This is a genomic window from Pseudonocardia sp. DSM 110487 (genome assembly GCF_019468565.1).
In the GTDB taxonomy this organism is placed as follows: domain Bacteria; phylum Actinomycetota; class Actinomycetes; order Mycobacteriales; family Pseudonocardiaceae; genus Pseudonocardia.
The window spans coordinates 3861922-3877956 of sequence record NZ_CP080521.1 but is presented as its reverse complement, the minus strand read 5'-3'; the positions used below and the strand labels follow the sequence as shown (position 1 = coordinate 3877956).

21 protein-coding genes are annotated in these 16035 nt (G+C 70.3%); 12 read left to right on the top strand and 9 right to left on the bottom strand.

The features are described 5' to 3' along the window. Positions 1 to 77 precede the first annotated feature (77 nt). Positions 78 to 656, top strand: a complete 579-nt coding sequence (locus tag K1T35_RS18095; RefSeq protein ID WP_220261298.1) for a phosphatase PAP2 family protein — start codon at positions 78 to 80, stop codon at positions 654 to 656. A gap of 1447 nt (positions 657 to 2103) precedes the next feature. Here the strand turns inward: K1T35_RS18095 and K1T35_RS18090 are convergent. The 4 genes from K1T35_RS18090 to K1T35_RS18075 form a co-directional block, all read right to left on the bottom strand. Next, positions 2104 to 2637, bottom strand: a complete 534-nt coding sequence (locus K1T35_RS18090) for a DoxX family protein (protein WP_220261297.1) — start codon at positions 2635 to 2637, stop codon at positions 2104 to 2106. 21 nt (positions 2638 to 2658) lie between these two features. After that, complete coding sequence (locus K1T35_RS18085; RefSeq protein ID WP_220261296.1) at positions 2659 to 2880, bottom strand: NAD(P)H-binding protein; 222 nt, start codon at positions 2878 to 2880, stop codon at positions 2659 to 2661. 29 nt (positions 2881 to 2909) lie between these two features. Further along, on the bottom strand, positions 2910 to 3491 hold the full coding sequence (locus tag K1T35_RS18080) for a DUF1772 domain-containing protein (protein WP_220261295.1): 582 nt from the start codon (positions 3489 to 3491) through the stop codon (positions 2910 to 2912). 224 nt (positions 3492 to 3715) lie between these two features. Next, the gene (locus tag K1T35_RS18075; RefSeq protein ID WP_220261294.1) at positions 3716 to 3880 is read right to left on the bottom strand and encodes a hypothetical protein; all 165 of its coding nucleotides are present in this window, start codon (positions 3878 to 3880) and stop codon (positions 3716 to 3718) included. 149 nt (positions 3881 to 4029) lie between these two features. Between K1T35_RS18075 and K1T35_RS18070 the strand changes: the two genes are divergently transcribed. Continuing rightward, entirely contained in the window at positions 4030 to 4191 is a 162-nt protein-coding gene (locus tag K1T35_RS18070; protein WP_220261293.1) for a hypothetical protein, read from the top strand. Positions 4192 to 4205: 14 nt separating this feature from the next. Then, positions 4206 to 4439 (top strand): hypothetical protein, encoded by a 234-nt coding sequence (locus K1T35_RS18065; protein ID WP_220261292.1) that lies wholly within the window; start codon positions 4206 to 4208, stop codon positions 4437 to 4439. A 38-nt stretch (positions 4440 to 4477) separates the two neighbouring features. On the opposite strand, the gene K1T35_RS18060 is transcribed toward K1T35_RS18065, so the two are convergent. Next, positions 4478 to 5086: a TetR/AcrR family transcriptional regulator gene (locus tag K1T35_RS18060; RefSeq protein WP_220261291.1), complete on the bottom strand. Its 609-nt coding sequence runs from the start codon at positions 5084 to 5086 to the stop codon at positions 4478 to 4480. A 93-nt stretch (positions 5087 to 5179) separates the two neighbouring features. Here K1T35_RS18060 and K1T35_RS18055 point away from each other — a divergent pair, with 93 nt between their 5' ends. Beyond that, entirely contained in the window at positions 5180 to 5917 is a 738-nt protein-coding gene (locus K1T35_RS18055; protein ID WP_220261290.1) for an SDR family NAD(P)-dependent oxidoreductase, read from the top strand. Positions 5918 to 5976: 59 nt separating this feature from the next. Further along, positions 5977 to 6723: an SDR family NAD(P)-dependent oxidoreductase gene (locus tag K1T35_RS18050; protein WP_220261289.1), complete on the top strand. Its 747-nt coding sequence runs from the start codon at positions 5977 to 5979 to the stop codon at positions 6721 to 6723. A gap of 79 nt (positions 6724 to 6802) precedes the next feature. On the opposite strand, the gene K1T35_RS18045 is transcribed toward K1T35_RS18050, so the two are convergent. Then, positions 6803 to 7528, bottom strand: coding sequence for a MerR family transcriptional regulator (locus K1T35_RS18045; protein ID WP_220261288.1), 726 nt, complete (start codon positions 7526 to 7528; stop codon positions 6803 to 6805). Beyond that, positions 7525 to 8361, bottom strand: coding sequence for an NAD-binding protein (locus tag K1T35_RS18040; protein WP_220261287.1), 837 nt, complete (start codon positions 8359 to 8361; stop codon positions 7525 to 7527). Before K1T35_RS18040 ends, K1T35_RS18045 begins: the two co-directional genes overlap by 4 nt. 81 nt (positions 8362 to 8442) lie before the next feature. Between K1T35_RS18040 and K1T35_RS49630 the strand changes: the two genes are divergently transcribed. Beyond that, a complete protein-coding gene (locus K1T35_RS49630; RefSeq protein WP_304940858.1) occupies positions 8443 to 8649 on the top strand; it encodes an alpha/beta fold hydrolase in 207 nt (68 codons plus the stop codon). Between the two features lie 295 nt (positions 8650 to 8944). After that, positions 8945 to 10867, top strand: a complete 1923-nt coding sequence (locus K1T35_RS18030) for a S9 family peptidase (RefSeq protein WP_255622127.1) — start codon at positions 8945 to 8947, stop codon at positions 10865 to 10867. Positions 10868 to 10881: 14 nt separating this feature from the next. Here K1T35_RS18030 and K1T35_RS18025 read toward each other — a convergent pair whose 3' ends face one another. Continuing rightward, a complete protein-coding gene (locus K1T35_RS18025; RefSeq protein ID WP_220261285.1) occupies positions 10882 to 11298 on the bottom strand; it encodes a MarR family winged helix-turn-helix transcriptional regulator in 417 nt (138 codons plus the stop codon). A 109-nt stretch (positions 11299 to 11407) separates the two neighbouring features. On the opposite strand from K1T35_RS18025, the gene K1T35_RS18020 reads away from it, so the two are divergent. After that, positions 11408 to 12319, top strand: a complete 912-nt coding sequence (locus K1T35_RS18020; RefSeq protein WP_220261284.1) for an alpha/beta hydrolase — start codon at positions 11408 to 11410, stop codon at positions 12317 to 12319. 150 nt (positions 12320 to 12469) lie between these two features. Here the strand turns inward: K1T35_RS18020 and K1T35_RS18015 are convergent, their stop codons facing one another. Further along, positions 12470 to 13114: an SDR family NAD(P)-dependent oxidoreductase gene (locus tag K1T35_RS18015; protein ID WP_255622126.1), complete on the bottom strand. Its 645-nt coding sequence runs from the start codon at positions 13112 to 13114 to the stop codon at positions 12470 to 12472. 153 nt (positions 13115 to 13267) lie between these two features. Here K1T35_RS18015 and K1T35_RS18010 point away from each other — a divergent pair, with 153 nt between their 5' ends. From K1T35_RS18010 to K1T35_RS17995, 4 genes are all read left to right on the top strand, one after another. After that, positions 13268 to 13762, top strand: a complete 495-nt coding sequence (locus tag K1T35_RS18010; RefSeq protein WP_255622125.1) for a carboxymuconolactone decarboxylase family protein — start codon at positions 13268 to 13270, stop codon at positions 13760 to 13762. Beyond that, positions 13759 to 13944 (top strand): hypothetical protein, encoded by a 186-nt coding sequence (locus tag K1T35_RS18005; RefSeq protein ID WP_220261282.1) that lies wholly within the window; start codon positions 13759 to 13761, stop codon positions 13942 to 13944. Before K1T35_RS18010 ends, K1T35_RS18005 begins: the two co-directional genes overlap by 4 nt. 153 nt (positions 13945 to 14097) lie before the next feature. After that, a complete protein-coding gene (locus K1T35_RS18000) occupies positions 14098 to 15135 on the top strand; it encodes an LLM class flavin-dependent oxidoreductase (protein ID WP_220261281.1) in 1038 nt (345 codons plus the stop codon). Further along, complete coding sequence (locus tag K1T35_RS17995) at positions 15132 to 15842, top strand: NADPH-dependent F420 reductase (RefSeq protein WP_255622124.1); 711 nt, start codon at positions 15132 to 15134, stop codon at positions 15840 to 15842. The genes K1T35_RS18000 and K1T35_RS17995 overlap by 4 nt, the downstream gene beginning before the upstream one ends. The last annotated feature ends 193 nt before the right edge of the window (positions 15843 to 16035 follow it).

Genomic DNA, 16035 nt, shown 5'->3' with positions numbered 1-16035 from the left:
TGCCGCGCGGCGCCGGCCACCGACACATCCCCGGCGGTCGTCCGGCGAGATGCGTATCGGCTGCATACCCTGGCTTTGTGCGGTCCTGGTGGCGGAGGCTGTTCGGCCGGCTGAACCGGCTCGAGGCCCATGCTGTGCGGCGCCGCCTGCCGTTGTCGACCGACCAACCGCCGGCCGGCGTGACGGGGGTCAGTGCTCTGGCATACGGGGGCGGATTGTGGTTGGCGATCGCCGCGGTCATGGCTGCCCGTCCGGGCCGGCTTCGTCAATGCGCCCGCGACGGGGCCGTCGCGGTCGTGCTGGCCAGCGCGACCGCGCATCTGTTGAGCCGCCTGCTCCCCCGGCAACGCCCTGCGGCCGACCAGCTGCCGGCGTATCAGGCTCTGCTGCGCAAGCCCACCTCGCCGTCGTTCCCGTCGTCCCATACCTCCGTTGCGATCGCCTTCACGACAGCATTGGCGCGCCGTAGCCGCTGGGTAGGCTTTGGAATCGCCCCGCTGGCGCTGGCGGTGGCGTACTCCCGGATTCGCACCTGGGCACACTGGCCGAGCGACGTCGTCTTCGGTGCTTTGCTGGGTGTTGTCGTCGGCGAGGCCGCGCACCGACTGCCCGAAACACTGACCACATCGCTCCCTCCCCGCTCATCCAGCTCCTGAGTGAGAGACGGGCGGCACGGTCACGTGCGATGGAGCCCGTTGGTGCGCCCGCAGGTCCCACGATGCCGACGTCAGCGGGCACGGTCACGTAACGCCGAGCAACACGCCGAGATCCGGTCCGACTGGCCGTCCGCCCGTGCTTCATCGTGCCGGCCTACAGCCCTGATCTCGACGATCCGCCTTCAGGGACGGAACCCCTCAGCGCACGCGTCGCCCCTTCGCCTACACGACGACGATCCGGTGCGGGGGCGAGTCAGGTGCGAACGGCACCCTCGTCGCCCCTAACACTACAGCCGGACTTGTGATCGTTCTTCTGATCGCAGGGCTGGGGAGCATCTCGGCACGGCGGAGCCGCCGACACCGGTGCAACCCGTGCCGGTCGACGCACCTCGTCACCGGCCAGCCACCCCGTCGACCGGGCGCGCCACCCGAGAACGAGCGCACCGGCGACACGGGCCGGGCCGGTCCGGCGAGGGCCTGTGATCGTCAGCTTGGCGCCTTTCCCGACGTGGGGCGTCGGGTTTCGCGCCGAACCGCTGATCACCGCCTGGGCCGCCGCCTTCTACCACCGTCGGTCGCCTCATCGCCCGGTCTGTCCCTGCCTGGGGTGGTTCGCATGACGGGTTCTGTCATCGCCCCGATCGTGCCCGGCGCAGGGATGCGCGGAGAGAAGCGGCGGATTCCTGCTGCGCGTCCCACCCGGCGAAGGCAACCTCCGCTTCCGTTGGTCACGGTCCCAATGCCGCGCGAGGGTTCGACCGTGTACGGGATGAGTGCGCTGGATCGCCTCGGTCGGCTGGATGATCGAATCGTTCTGCAAGCGTTGGGCTGGGCTGCCCGTCCCGGTGTGGTCTCGCCTCGATCATCCGGGAGAGGGCTGGGTGTGGAGGGGGTCGGGACCACAGCCGGTTGCGTGGCACCCAACCCGCGGTGGTCTCGTCGAGAACGGGCGTGCCCCCCAGTCGGGGACGGCCGCCCACGCAACCCCAGGGTTCGGTAGTGCACCCAACCCACCCACCCCCACAAGGTGACGGGGTCGAGGTGAACGGGAGGAACCACCGCCGAGGCCCAGCTCACGGGGCGGGCGCCGGGTGGCCCGGGCCGGGAACGGCGCGCCCACCGGCAGCCGCCCGACCAGACTCGACCCGACGGACCGACACGATCGCGCCACCCCGGCCGCTCGACCGGCCGCGGGCATGATCCGAACTACCGGTTGTCCACGGCTGCCCCCACAACCATGAGCACCCGAAACTCCGGATCATGCAAGCGAAGATCGCGAGTAGCGGGTGCTCATGGCTGCCGGCACAGCCATGAGCAACCGGTACTGCGGACCGTGGGCGCGGCCACCGGCAAACGGGACCGGGCACCAGCGCCGCACCACCCGTCGCGCGGTGGCAGTCCACGTCCCCCGCCTCGACCAGCAAGATCACGAAGTCGAGCTGTAGTACTAACCGACGAGTGTGCCGTTCGTCGCGTCGGGGGTCCGTGGCGCGACGGGTCGCCTCGCGACAAGAACGAGGTTGACGATGGTCGCGGGGATGATGACTGCGATTGCGACGATCAGGGTCTCGGACGGAAGGGAGGGTCCGCTCGAGATCCCCGCCCAGCGACCGATGGCGATCGAGCCGGCGAGGGAGGCCCAGAGCGCGGTCTCGACGGCACAAAGCCATTCGGTCCGCGGATCACCGCGCTCCGCTGTCGCGGCGGCTCGGATGTGGAAGCCGCTGGCCATGAGCGAGATGACCGCGATCCCGATGGCCGCGAGCGGGGTCGTCCACTCGAAGGTGCCGATGAGCGACGGGAGCCAGAGGGCGACGGCCCCGACGACTTCCGACAGGCCGATGATGATCACGAGTCCCCGCGGAAGGTCATCGAAGCCGGCCCAGCGGTCGATACCCCGTCCGATCACCTTGGGCAGGCCGGCGGCGAAGAAGAAGAGAGCGAGGAATCCCTGAGCAATCCACAGCATGATCTCGAGCATGATGATCTCCCATGTCAACGATTAGTAGGCGACGGCGATTGAATGACCGATGGTCGACGGTTCAGCGAGCGCCCGAAGCATGAGGTGCGCTGCGTCTGCACGTGAGAGCCGCATGTGTCGGACGTTGCGTTCGAGGTTCCTGGGGTTGCGGACGACAGCGGTGACCGTGTGTCCGGCCGCGAGCGCTTGGTCGACGAGGTGGCGGCCGATGCCTCCTGTTGCGCCGACGATCGTGAGATGCATGGAGGACCTTTCCCGGCGGTCGCGGCGGGTTATCTCGACAATTGCGCGCCTACCCGCGTGCTGCTTTCGTGATGGCCGGGCGATGAGGTGTGCAATGCGGCCGCGCTGAGGAATCCGAGCGCGACCACGGTCGCGACGGTCCGGGCCACGTGCGAGAGCTGCCAGCGATCACGCACGCTCGCCCAATCCACGGGGGGCGCCTGCACGACCCAGGCCATCTGTTCTGTGTTGATGGGGAGATTGATCAGCAGCGAGATGGCGAACGCCGTCACGAGCAGGACGAGTGCGGTCAGCATCAGCCAGAAGGTGCGCCCTCTCTTCCGGTTCGCGATCACGAGGAACACAGTGGCGACCAACGCCGGCAGCAGGGTGGCGGAGACGGGAACGCCCAGTCCGCCGAACGCGACATGCCGGACCTGGGTGTACACCGAGGCATCGGCGCCCCGCAGGGTCAGTTCGATGACGAGCACGGCGAGCAGCAGCCCGCCGAAGAGACCACCGAAGAGCAGGGCTGCGAGATGCGCGGTTCGCACGATTCCGGAACCGGCGATGGCGATCCTCTTCCGGAGTCCGAATGCCGCGGACACCGCCGCGATGATGAGAACGATCATTCTTCGGCTCAGCTCCCGGTACCGGGCGGGCCCGCGAGCACGATCATGGAATCCCCTTCCTTCGGTTACTATCGAACACGTACTATATGTGTTCGATAGCTTCTGGAGGACTGCCCGACTGAGGGGACGCTGAGGGCGCGCTCGCAGCAGACCGAGGTGCACTGACCGACGCGGGGTGCGCGGACGCGGGGCACCTTCGCGGAAGGGGACCCTCCATGCCGGACCTACCGGGGTGGACCGCCATGCTGCGGTTCGAGCCGGGTGGCCGCCAGCTCGCGGAGCAGGGCGGCGCTGTCCTCGTCGGCGGGGAGGAACGTCTCGGGCGCCAGGTCGGACGCGCCGACGTCAAGCGGGCCGAACGTGGCGATCACGGTGGGCAGGCCGACCACGCCGAGGCGAGTCCGAGCTCGAAACCGGCCATGACGCGTCGTCGAAACCGGCCGCCCCGCAACGAGCATCCGGCCGGCTGGCACGGGTCCACCACCGATTCGCGAGGACTCAGGCTCGCGCTCCTCGGCGACCCGACGACCGACGCGGCATGGAATCCGGACACGTCGTGAACCAGCAGACCCAGCCGGCCGTGTCGTTCATCGAGCTGACTCTTGTCGTTGCGGGCGCCGCGAACGTCGTCGGAACCTCCCCCATCGGCGACGCAATCCGCACGACCCGGGACACCATCACCCTCGCCGTCGCCGCCTGAATCGGAGCCTGACGTTGCCCGACGACCCGCTCATCGCCACCCCGCAGGCCTACCCGCTCCTCTGCATCAATGAGCTCGACATGTGCTACTTCGTGGTCGGATGGACCGCCACAGGTACACCGGTCGGGGTCCCCGAGTCCGCGCTCGCAGCCATGGGTCACACCACCACCGGCGCCAAGGAGATCAAGGGCGGCGGCAAACTCACCTACGAGATGCCCAGGATGAACGTCTCCGCCACGGACCCCTGATCGCAACCGATGCCCGCGACGAGGCTCCCGGACGCTCGTCAGGCGGGCGGCCAGTTCCGTAGGGCGGCGTCGGCGACCTTGCGCAACTCGTCGCGACCGGCGCCGCCCGCGGCCTGGACAGCGATCCCGCCCGACACGGTCATGAGGAACCGGGCCAGCAGTCCGGGGTCGGACGTCGGCGGCAGGTCGCCCTCGTCGCGGGCTCGCCGGAACCTGTCCTCCAGGCGGGCGCAGGCGTCGTTGCGGACGTCGGCCAGGAGATCCTGGGCGGCCCGGTCCGCGGGCGCGGCGGCCAGCGCCCCCTGCACGGTGAGGCACCCGGACGGTCGCTCAGGGCCGGTGGTGGTGTCGACCGAACCGTGCAGGAACGCCGTGGCCACCGCCCGGGCGGTCGGCTCCTCGAGCGCGCGCGTCGCATAGGCGGCCGGCCCGGCGGAGTAGCGCTCCACCGCCTTCCGGAACAGGTCCTCCTTGTTGCCGAAGGCCGCGTACATGCTCGTGCGGGTGATACCCATCGCCGCAGTCAGGTCGGTGAGACTGGCCCCCTCGTAGCCCTGCTCCCAGAACACCCGCATCGCGCGCTCGAGGGCCTCGTCCACGTCGAACTCCCGCGGCCGGCCGATCGTCGCCCTCCGGGCACCCGTCATGACGTCGAGCCTAGTCCCATCCGCGGCCGGCCGGTTCCGTGCTACGTTCGTTCTGTACCGGTCAGTGCTTAAGTATGGAGAGGTCAGAGCTCGATGGGACAGTTCGACGGCAAGACGGCGGTGGTGACCGGTGGCAGCACCGGGATCGGCCTGGCGACCGCGGAGCGACTCGCCACCGAGGGCGCACACGTGTTCATCACCGGGCGACGCGAGACCGAGCTGGAGAAGGCCGCGGCCGAAATCGGCAACGCCACAGCGGTGCCCGGTGACGTCAGCGTCGCGGCCGATGTGGACCGCCTGTACGAGCGGGTGCGGGAGCGCGGGAAGGGCCTGGACGTGCTGTTCGCCAACGCAGCCATCCAGCACCTCGCGCGACTGGACGAGCTGACGGAGGAGAACCACGACCGGATCTTCGACATCAACGTCAAAGGCACCTTCCTCACGGTGCAGAAGGCCCTTCCGCTGCTCAACGACGGCGCCTCGGTGATCCTGACCGCCTCCACCAGCGCCGAGCGCGGCGACGAGCGCTTCGGCGCCTACGGGGCGTCCAAGGCAGCCGTGCGGGCCTACGGGCGCACCTGGGCCAACGAGCTCGTCGGTCGCGGCATCCGGGTCAACGTGGTCTCGCCGGGCCCGGTCGACACCCCGTTGTTCGAGGTCTTCGGCGAGCGCGCCGACGAGATGAAGGCGGTGGTCGCGACCGCCGTGCCCGCCAGGCGGATCGCCGCCCCGGACGAGATCGCCGCCTCGGTGGTCTTCCTCGCCTCGACGCAGAGCAGCTTCGTCCACGGCGCCAACCTCTACGTCGACGGCGGGATGAACCAGATCTGACCGGGTCCAGAGAAACGCCGATCGATACGTACGACACGCAACACGGAGGAGCACTCAGCATGGGGAAGCTCGACGGGAAGACGGCCGTGGTCACCGGCGCCAGCAGCGGGATCGGGCTGGCCGCCGCGCAGCGGTTGGCGGCCGAGGGGGCGCACGTGTTTCTGACCGGTCGCCGCGAGACCGAGCTCGACGCGGCCGCGGCCGCCATCGGGCCGGCGGCCACCGCCGTCACGGGCGACATCGCGAAGGCGGCCGACCTGGATCGGCTGTACGACGCGGTCCGCGCCCGCGGCCGCGGCCTCGATGTTCTGTTCGCCAACGCGGGCAGCGGCTGGTTCGCGCCGCTCGAGAAGGCGACCAACGAGGACTACGAGCAGAACTTCGGCACCAACGTCCGGGGCACGTTGCTCTCGGTCCAGAAGGCTCTGCCGCTGCTCAACGAGGGCGCGTCGGTCATCCTCAACGGGTCCATCCGCGCCGACGACGGATGGGAGAACTTCGGCCTTTACGCGGCCTCGAAGGCCGCGGTCCGGTCGCTCGCCCGGACCTGGGCGAACGAGCTGAAGGGTCGCGGCATCCGGGTGAACTCGATCTCGCCCGGCTCGATCGAGACCCCGGCCGTCGACCGGGTCCTCGGCCCGGAGGAGGCGGAGGCCTTCAAGGCGGGGCTCGCCGAGGGAGTCCCCATCGGACGCCTCGGACGCCCGGAGGAAGTGGCGGGCGCGGTCGCCTTCCTCGCCTCTGCCGACAGCAGCTTCATTTACGGTGCGAACCTGGACATCGACGGCGGCGAGCACCAGTTCTGATCCAGCCTTGGGTGGCGGACGGTCCCACCGGCATTCACAGACGAGCTCGCGGATCTGGGCTCGTAGTGCGCAGTCCCCCTCAGCTGTCCGCCAGGAGCGCGCCGACCCGGCGGATGACGTCCCGCTGGGCCGGGTTGTAGAGCTCCTGCAGGGCGGCGGCCGCCGTCTCGGCGACGAAGCGCGCGCCGCGCGGGGCGTCGACGTCCAGCGCCATCGCGGCCGGGTGATCCTCCCGGATCCGGCGGATGTACGGGACCAGGCGCTCGGCCAGGTTCTGCCGCGTCGCCTCGTCGGCGTCGACGGGCAGCGAGTCGAACTCGCCGTCGGTCGGGTCGGTCGGCACGGAGTGCAGCATCTCGGCGTACGCACTGGCCTGCTCGGGCCCCATCACCCGGCTCATGACGAGCACCATCGACCGGTCGGCCTCCGACATTCCCGCCGCGCCGGCCGCCGGAGCGATGTCGGCGGGCAGGTCGGCCGGGGCGTGGTGCCGCAGGATCAACCCGAGCTCCATGCGCGCCCGCTGCAGGCGCTCGATGGTGGCGGCCAGCTCGGCGTCGAGGGCGCGCAACGCCTCGGCCGGGTGGTGGTCGTCGTCGCCCAAGGCGGCGATCTGGGACAGCGAGAACCCGAGGTCGACCAGGCGCTTGACGCGCAGCAGCCGGACGAGGTGGCTGACGCCGTACTGCTTGTAGCCGTTGGAGTGCCGCTCGGGCACGGGGAGCAGCCCGACCTCGTGGTAGTGCCGAACCGCGCGCAGGCTGGTACCGGCCAGTTCGGCGAGTTCACGAGTGCTCCAGGTCATGGCACCCATTGCACACCGTGCCGTAGCGGCATGGTCAACGATCGGGGCGCCCAGCGGCGGTGCGGTCGGTCGCCCTGCGGTTGCCGAGCTCGACCGCACCGCGCCCCGCGCCGCTTGACGATGAGACCACGAACGATCGTGGCGACCCGGGCGAGGGGTTCGGAGGTGTCCTCGGCGAGCACGACGATCTGGGCGTCGGGGACGCCGGCCTCGCGCAGCACGTGCTGGTGCAGCGCGTCACCGCGGACCACCGGAAGCCCGGCAGCCTCGGCGCGAGCGGCCCCGTCCGGATTGAGCGTGGTCATCACGACGTCGATCCCACGGCCCTGCAGCTCGCGGCCGAGCCGGATGGTGGTGTCGCCCCAGCCGATCAGCACCACGTGGTCGGTGCGGGACAGTTCGGTGGCCGGCGTGACAGCTTCGGCGGAGGGCATCGACATCGGGGCCGACGCGGACAGTGCCCGGCCCGCGGCCGCGAGCAGCGGTGTGGCGATCATCAGCACCACGGTGGTGGCGACGAAGGCCTGCGCGCCGTCCTCGCCGACCCCGGCCGGACTGAGCCCGGCCGCTGCGCCGACGGTGAGCAGGACGAAGGAGAACTCGCCGACCTGCCCGAGCAGCAGGCCGGTGGCCAGCGCGGGACGCCACCCGACCCGGAGCGGGAGCAGCGCCGCGGCGGTGGTCGACATCTTGACGACGAGGACGACGGCGGCAGCGCCGAGCACCAGCGGCAGGTTCGTGACGAGGAACCCGAGATCGAGCAGCATGCCGACGGAGACGAAGAGGTCGCGGCACGAACCGACCTGATCAGCGAGCCGAACCGCCTCTACCACCGCGCGATCGCCGAGTTCGCCTCACCGAAGGGCACCCTGGACTGCATCACCGCGTTCGGGCGCACCGACTTCCGCGACGACGTGCAGAAGGTCTCCGACGCCGGGATCCCCACCCTGGTGATCCACGGCGACGCCGACGCGATCGTCCCGTTCGAGGTCTCCGGCAAGCGCGCCCACGAGTCCATCAAGGGCTCGACATTGGCGCTGATCGAGGGCGGGCCGCACGGCCTCAACGCCACACACGCCGAGGAGTTCAACCGGACGCTGCTCGGCTTCCTCGCGAGCTGATCCGACCACGCGGACGCGGCCACGGTGACCGGACCGACGCGACGGCACCGTGGCCCGCCGGAGAAGCCCCGCGGTGTGGCCGTTCGGCCTGCGCCGCACGACGGTCCCACAACGGAGGAGCACCATGACCATCCATACCAACACCCTGACCAGGGCAGCGCCCGGCCGAGCCGACCAGCCCCGGTCGGCACGGCAGTGCGTCGAGCTGACGCCGGAGCGTCGGGCTTGAGTGTGCCCCAACGGCATGCTGTTGCATCGCTGTCGGAACGTGCAACAGAGTCGAGCGGAGTGCAGCGTGACCACGACCGGACGACCGGACGACCAGCGACCGGCGCTGATCGACGTCGAAACCTTCTTCGCCGACCCGGAGTTCGCATCCGCGTCGATCTCCCCGGACGGCACCCGGGTGGCCTACCTGGCACCGCACCGCGGGCGGCGCAACGTCTGGGTGCGCGGCATCGATCAGGACCACTTCGACGCCGTCCCGGTCACGTCCGACAGCCGACGCGGGATCACCACCTACTACTGGACCGATGACCCCCGCTTCATGCTCTACCTGCAGGACACTGACGGCAACGAGGAGTGGCACCTGTACCGCGTCGACCTCGGGGCACCGGACTCCCCCGCCGTCGACCTGACGCCGCTGGCCGCCGAGTCCCGCGTGTTCGCCGTCAACCCGGAGACCACGGTGCCCGGCACCGTCATCGCCTGGATGAACCCCCGCCCGCTGTTCGTCGACGTGTTCAGGATCGACGTCGCCACCGGCGGGACCACCCCGCTCGTGGAGCGGACCGACCCGGCGGACACCTTCTTCGTCGACCGGACCGGACGGGCGACCTGGCACATGGCGAAGGACGCCGACGGCACCTACGAGATCTCGGCCGCCGACCCCGCTACCGGGGAGCTGCGGCTCCTGCATCGCGCCGGCGGCGCGGAACATCCGATGGGCCTCTTCCTGGCCCCGCTGCCGGACGGCACCGGCGCGCTGCTCGGCGACTACCAGGACTCCGACGACCTGCAGCTGCTGCGCATTGACCGCGAGACCGGCGAGCAGACGGTGGTCGCTGCCGTGGACGGGCACAGCCTGGACACCCTCAGCGCTGCCTCCGACACCCTGCCACCGACCGTCTTCGTCAGCCGGCGCACCGGCGAGGTCATCGCCGCCCGCTTCACCGGCGACCGCCCCCACATCGTGCCGCTCGACCCGCACTTCGCCGAGGTCCAGGCCGCGCTGGAGAAGCTCTCCGACGGCGTGCTGGACACCGTGACCTCCGACCTGAGCGAGCGGCGCTGGATCGCCTCCTTCATCCACGACCGGGAGCCGGGCACAACATGGTTCTACGACCACGCCACAGGGGAGAGCCGCCCGCTGTTCCGCGGCAACCCGCACCTCGATCCGGCGGACCTCGCGCCGATGACCGCGGTCGACTTGCCGGCCCGCGACGGCCTCCCGCTGCACGGGTTCCTGACCCTGCCCGTCAGCGTCCCGCCGGAGAACCTGCCGCTGGTGCTGCTGGTACACGGCGGACCGTGGATGCACGACACCTGGGGACACAACCGGTCGGTGCAGTTCCTCGCCAACCGCGGCTACGCCGTGCTCCAGGTCAACTTCCGCGGCTCCACCGGGTACGGGCGCCGGCACATCACCGCGGCGATCGGTGAGTTCGCCGGGAAGATGCACGACGACCTCATCGACGCCGTCAACTGGGCCGTCGCGCAGGGCTATGCCGACCCGGAGCGCCTCGCCATCGCCGGTGGCTCCTATGGCGGCTATGCCGCACTCGTCGGCGTCACCGTCACCCCGGACAAGTTCGCCGCGGCCGTCGACTACGTCGGCATCTCCGACCTGGCCAACTTCCTGGCCACGCTCCCCCCGTTCGTCCGCGCGAACATGACCAACAACTGGGTCCGCTACGTCGGCGACCCCGACGACCCAGCGCAGCTGGCCGACATGCGGCGGCGCTCGCCGATCACCATGGTCGACCGGATCACCACGCCGCTGCTCGTCGCGCAGGGCGCCAACGACGTCCGCGTCGTGCAGGCCGAGTCGGACAACATCGTCGCGCCGCTGCGTGAGCGCGGCGTGCCGGTGGAGTACATCGTCGCCGACGACGAGGGCCACGGCTTCGAGAACCCGGAGAACCTGATCCTGCTGCACCGCGCCATCGAACGGCACCTCGCCGAGCACCTCGGCGGCCGCCGCGCTTCCCCGGGGTAGCTCGAAAGGGTGAGCTACTGCGCGGGCTCGAGCAAGGCCAGGAGGATCCGTTGCAGCTCGGTGCGATCGCGAGGCGCAATCCTCGCCAACCTGCGGTCGAACTCCGTCGCGAGCGCTGCGAGCGCACGGTCCCGCGCCGCCTCGCCGTCGGCGGTCAGCACGAGCCGGTGCCGCCGCAGGTCCGCGTCGTCGATCTCGCGTCGCATGAACCCCTTCGCGACGAGGTTCCGCACGTAGGCAGTCACGCTCGCCTTGGGGATCATCAGCGTCGCCGCGAGATCGGCCGGGTACGGCGACGCGGTCACCTCGGCGAGCACGAAGAACTCCTTCGTCTCGAGCCCGAGTTCGGCCAGTTCGGTGCCGCAGGCGTGCAGCACGACGTTCAGCAGGCGGTGGTTCAGCGTCCACAGCTGCGCGGCGTCGACCGACACGCGAGCCCCCTCGTCCGGGTGGTACGGTTCTTAACTAGTTCGGATCTGTACTAACGAAGTGTCGAACTGATCGGCTTCCGAACAGACTCTACGCGGAAGGTGCCACCGGATGCTCCAGCACATCGCGATCCCGCGCGGGCCGATCGAGCTCGCGGCCGACCTCCACCTGCCCGACGACATCGACGACGCGGCGGCGTTGCGCGCCGTCGTGCTCTCCACGCCCGGCAGCAGCGTGAAGGAGCAGATCGGCGCGAACTACGCATCCCGCCTCGCTGCGCGGGGCATCGCGGCGCTCGTGTTCGACCCCTCCCACCAGGGCCAGAGCGGAGGCGAGCCCCGCGACCTCGAAGACCCGTACCGCCGCGGTGAGGACATCTCCTACGCGATCGACGCACTCGGCACGATCCCCGGCATCGACCCGGAACGCATCGGCGTCCTCGGCATCTGCGCAGGCGGCGGCTACGCGGTGCACACCGCTCGCACGGACCACCGCATCAAGGCGGTCGCCACGGTCGTCCCGGTCAACATGGGCGCGTCGTCCCGCCGCCATGCGGACGGCCCGGTGGCGGCGCTCGATGCCTTGGCCGCCGCGCGCACCGACGAGACCCGCTCCGGTGAGCTGACCCGCGTGAACTGGCTGCCCGACACGTTGGAAGAGGCCGCAGCGGCCGGGCTGACCGACATCGACACGACCCAGGCGATCACGTTCTACCGCACCGAGCGCGGGAGGCACGAACACTCGACCAACCGCCGCCTCTCGCGCAGTGACCCGCTGCTCCTTGGCTACGACGCGTACCACCTGGTCGACCAGCTCATGACCCAGCCGCTGCAGGTCATCGTCGCCGGACGCATCGGCAACACCGGCTCCTACGAGTCCGGCATGCAACTCTGGAAGCTGGCACCCAACCCGGTCGACCTCATGGTGATCGAGGGCGCCGGCCACTACGAGATGTACGACGTGCCGGAGTACGTCGACGCCGCCGTCGACCGGCTCGCCACCTTCTACTCGGACAACCTCTGACCTCGGGAATTCACCGATCACTGTGAGATCGCTGCGGGTGAGGCTTGTCCAGACCGGCAGGTCGACGGTGGCGTGGGTGCGACGAGCGGCACCCCGCACCTCGAGCTCTTACCTGGGACGCTTCAGATGCCACCACCGTGTGGTGCCTGCTCAGATCTGGTTCGCGCCTCCGTCAACGTAGAAGTTCGCGCCGACGACGTAGCTGCTCTGTTCCGAGGCCAGGAAGGCCACGACTGCGGCGGCCTCCTCAGGCTGACCCATCCGCCCCCTGGCCACGGTCGCCGCGACATTCTCCTTGACGGCCCGAGCGGTCTCCTCGTCGCCGAAAGCGGCGGTGCCCCCGGGAGTCTCGATCCATGCCGGCGACACCACGTTGACCCGGATGCCACGGTCCTTGAGCTCGTTGGACCACGTCCGCGCGAAGGACCGGACGGCCGCCTTCGACGCCGCGTACGCGCCGAACGCCGCTACTCCACGGTCGCCGGCGGTCGAACCGACCAGGACGATCGAGGCTCCGTCGTTGAGCAGCGGCAACGCCTTCTGCACGGTGAACAGCGTGCCTCGGACGTTGACCGCGAAGGTCTGGTCGAAGTGCTCCTCGGTGGTCTGCTCCAGTGTCACGAACGCACCGACCGCCGCGTTCGCCACAAGCACGTCCAAACCCTTGCCTCGCGCCCGGACCGCCTCGTAGAGCCGGTCCAGGTCATCGCAGGCGCCCGGCACAGCGGCAGGGCCGGCGGAACATCGCCGGCCCCGCTGCATCTCGTCGAGCACCGTCCTCCGGACGGACGACATCCTGGAGAGACTCGATGAGCCCCGCCTCGCGGATGGTGGCGCGCGCGGCACGGGGCGGGGCATGAGGCACGACCGCGCGATCGCGGACGACGTCGTCGAGGCGGCGGATCGCGGGTGGTAGAACGACGGGGGTCGGCGTCGGGAAGGTGGCAGGTGCGGGGCGAGGGGGAGACGATGCGTCCGGCGCTGGACGAGGTGATGCCCGAGGCCTGGCAGGCCGCGCAGGCGTTCTCGTCGGCGATCCGGGACGCGGCCTCGGCACGGGGCCTCTCGGCGCAGGAGGGCGAGCTGATCAAGGTCCGCGCGTCGCAGCTCAACGCCTGTGCGTTCTGCCTGGACCTGCACTCCCGTCAAGCGCGGCAGGCGGGGATCGGGCAGCAGAAGCTGGACCTGTTGCCCGCGTGGCGGGAGGCCGGGCTGTTCGACGAACGGGAGCGGGCGGTGCTCGCTGTGGCGGAGGCCGCGACCGTGCTCCCCGTGACCGACGAGGCGGAGGCCGACCTGCTCGGCGCCCGGTCGGTCCTCGGCGAGGAGGCCTTCGTCGCGGCCGAGTGGGTGGCGGCCACGATCAACGCGTTCAACCGGATCTCGATCCTCAGCAGGCATCCGGTCCGTCCCCGCGACAGCGATGGGAAGGTCGTCCGATGACGAACCTCGACCCCCGGCCCGACCTGGAGGTCCTGGACGGCGGGCAGGCGTGCACGGCGGCCGAGGTCCTCGAGCCGCGTCCGCCGAGACGCGGACCCTGCACGGCCACCTTCCCACCGGACCAGCTGCCGCCGCTGCCCGCTCCGCCGCTGCCGAACACCAGGTTGCTCCCGCGCGAGTAGGGCGCCACGCGGGTATGTGTTGACCGTTCAAGTCGGTTCCCCTACATCCCAGCTCAGCGGCTATGTTGACGCATCATCAAAAGACGAGTAGTTGTGGATGCGTCTACCAGGACTGAGCTTGCACGCCATGACAAAGACATCAGGAGCAACCCGATGAGCGACCTCGCGATCGGCCTCGGCACCTTCGGTGACGTGCCCGAAGACGACTCCGGCGCCCTCGTCTCCCACGCCGAGGCGATCCGCCAGGTCGTCACCGAGGCGACCCTCGCCGACGAGCTCGGCGTCGATTCCATTTCGCTCGGTGAGCACCACCGACCCGACTACTCGATCTCCACGCCCGAGACCGTGCTCGCCGGCATCGCCGCCCGCACCTCCCGGATCCGACTGGGCTCCGGCGTCACCGTGCTGAGCTCCGACGACCCCGTGCGCGTCTTCCAACGCTTCGCCACCCTCGACGCGATCTCCTCGGGCCGCGCCGAGGTGATCCTCGGGCGCGGTTCGTTCACCGAGTCGTTCCCCCTGTTCGGTTACGACCTCGTCGACTACGAGGTCCTCTTCGAGGAGAAGCTCGAACTGTTCGTCCAGCTCCTCGACGAGAAGCCGGTCACCTGGAGCGGCACCGTGCGCGCCGCTCTCGAGCACGCCGACGTGTACCCCAAGACCGACTCCGGACGCCTGACCACCTGGGTCGGCGTCGGCGGTTCACCACAGTCGATCATCCGCACCGCCCGCCACGGCCTGCCGCTCATGCTCGCCATCATCGGCGGCCCGCCCGCGCGGTTCACGCCGCTCATCGAGCTCTACCACCGCGCCACCGACCGCCTCGGCACCACCGCGTGGCCCGTCGGCATGCACTCACCCGGATTCATCGCCGACACCGACGACGAGGCCAAGCAGCTCCACTACCCCCGCTACAAGGTCCTCCACGACCGCATCGGCGCCCTGCGCGGCTGGCCACCGCTGCGCCGGGAGGATTACGCCGCTGAACTCGAGCACGGCTCGATGTACGTCGGCTCCCCGGAGACCGTCGCCCGCAAGATCGCCCGGTCCGTCCGCACACTCGGCGTCGGCCGGTTCGACATGATCTACACCAGCGGCTCGCAGCCGACGAGCGCCCGCCTGCGGAGTGTCGAGCTCTACGGCTCCAAGGTCATCCCGATGGTCCACGACATCCTCGCCGAGACGACGTGAACACCACCGTCATGAACACCACCGTCGCGATCCTGGGGGCCGGCAAGGTCGGCACCGTGCTCGCGCGGCTCGCCGTCGCCGTGGGCTACCGCGTGCTCGTCGCCGGCTCGGGCGACCCCGCGAAGATCGCGCTCATCGTCGAGGTCGTCACCCCCGGGGCGACCGCCACGACCGCCGCCGAGGCGGCCGAGCAGGCCGACGTCGTGATCCTCGCCCTCCCCCTCGGCAAGCACCGCACCATCCCCGCCGACGCGCTGCGCGGCAAGCTCGTCGTCGACGCGATGAACTACTGGTGGGAGACAGACGGCATCCGCGACGACCTCACCGACCTGCGCACCTCCTCCAGCGAGATCGTGCAGGCCTTCCTGCCCGGAGCCCGTGTGGTGAAGGCGTTCAACCACATGGGCTACCACGACCTCGAGGACGAAGCCCGCCCCGCCGCAACGCCCGGACGCAAAGCGCTCGCCATCGCAGGCGATGATGCCGCCGATGTCGCCGCCGTCGCCCAGCTCGTCGACGCGCTCGGCTTCGACCCCGTCATCGCAGGCCCGCTCGCCGAAGGCGTCCGCTTCGAGCCCGGCGCCGACCTGTTCGGCGCGAACGTCGACGCCGACGAGGTCCGCGCCATGCTCGAGCGTTTCCCCGACTCCCCGCGCGGCCGCACCGTCGCGCGAGCCCGCTCGGCGGGGTCCGACGAAGCCGCCTGAAGGACCCAGCACCGCCGGGGTCGAGGTCCTGTCCGCACGGGAGGTGCCCGCTCGGTGGCCCTCGGGCGATGACGGTCCGGCGCTTCCGCCCATCAGGAGGATGTGAGAACCGATGATCAGCCCCGCGACGACGAGCCGGCCGAATGACCGGCCCGCCGAGCGCCTGGTGCTGGCCTGCTTCCTCACCACGGGA

What these genes read in the sequence shown, in the direction of transcription:
- K1T35_RS18015 (WP_255622126.1), bottom strand. Translation starts at nt 13,114, where the DNA reads ATGTCGTCCGTCCGGAGGACGGTGCTCGACGAGATGCAGCGGGGCCGG.
- K1T35_RS18055 (WP_220261290.1), top strand. Translation starts at nt 5,180, where the DNA reads ATGGGACAGTTCGACGGCAAGACGGCGGTGGTGACCGGTGGCAGCACC.
- K1T35_RS18060 (WP_220261291.1), bottom strand. Translation starts at nt 5,086, where the DNA reads ATGACGGGTGCCCGGAGGGCGACGATCGGCCGGCCGCGGGAGTTCGAC.
- K1T35_RS18000 (WP_220261281.1), top strand. Translation starts at nt 14,098, where the DNA reads ATGAGCGACCTCGCGATCGGCCTCGGCACCTTCGGTGACGTGCCCGAA.
- K1T35_RS18005 (WP_220261282.1), top strand. Translation starts at nt 13,759, where the DNA reads ATGACGAACCTCGACCCCCGGCCCGACCTGGAGGTCCTGGACGGCGGG.
- K1T35_RS18070 (WP_220261293.1), top strand. Translation starts at nt 4,030, where the DNA reads ATGGAATCCGGACACGTCGTGAACCAGCAGACCCAGCCGGCCGTGTCG.
- K1T35_RS18050 (WP_220261289.1), top strand. Translation starts at nt 5,977, where the DNA reads ATGGGGAAGCTCGACGGGAAGACGGCCGTGGTCACCGGCGCCAGCAGC.
- K1T35_RS18045 (WP_220261288.1), bottom strand. Translation starts at nt 7,528, where the DNA reads ATGACCTGGAGCACTCGTGAACTCGCCGAACTGGCCGGTACCAGCCTG.
- K1T35_RS18080 (WP_220261295.1), bottom strand. Translation starts at nt 3,491, where the DNA reads ATGATCGTTCTCATCATCGCGGCGGTGTCCGCGGCATTCGGACTCCGG.
- K1T35_RS18020 (WP_220261284.1), top strand. Translation starts at nt 11,408, where the DNA reads ATGCTCCAGCACATCGCGATCCCGCGCGGGCCGATCGAGCTCGCGGCC.
- K1T35_RS18090 (WP_220261297.1), bottom strand. Translation starts at nt 2,637, where the DNA reads ATGCTCGAGATCATGCTGTGGATTGCTCAGGGATTCCTCGCTCTCTTC.
- K1T35_RS18085 (WP_220261296.1), bottom strand. Translation starts at nt 2,880, where the DNA reads ATGCATCTCACGATCGTCGGCGCAACAGGAGGCATCGGCCGCCACCTC.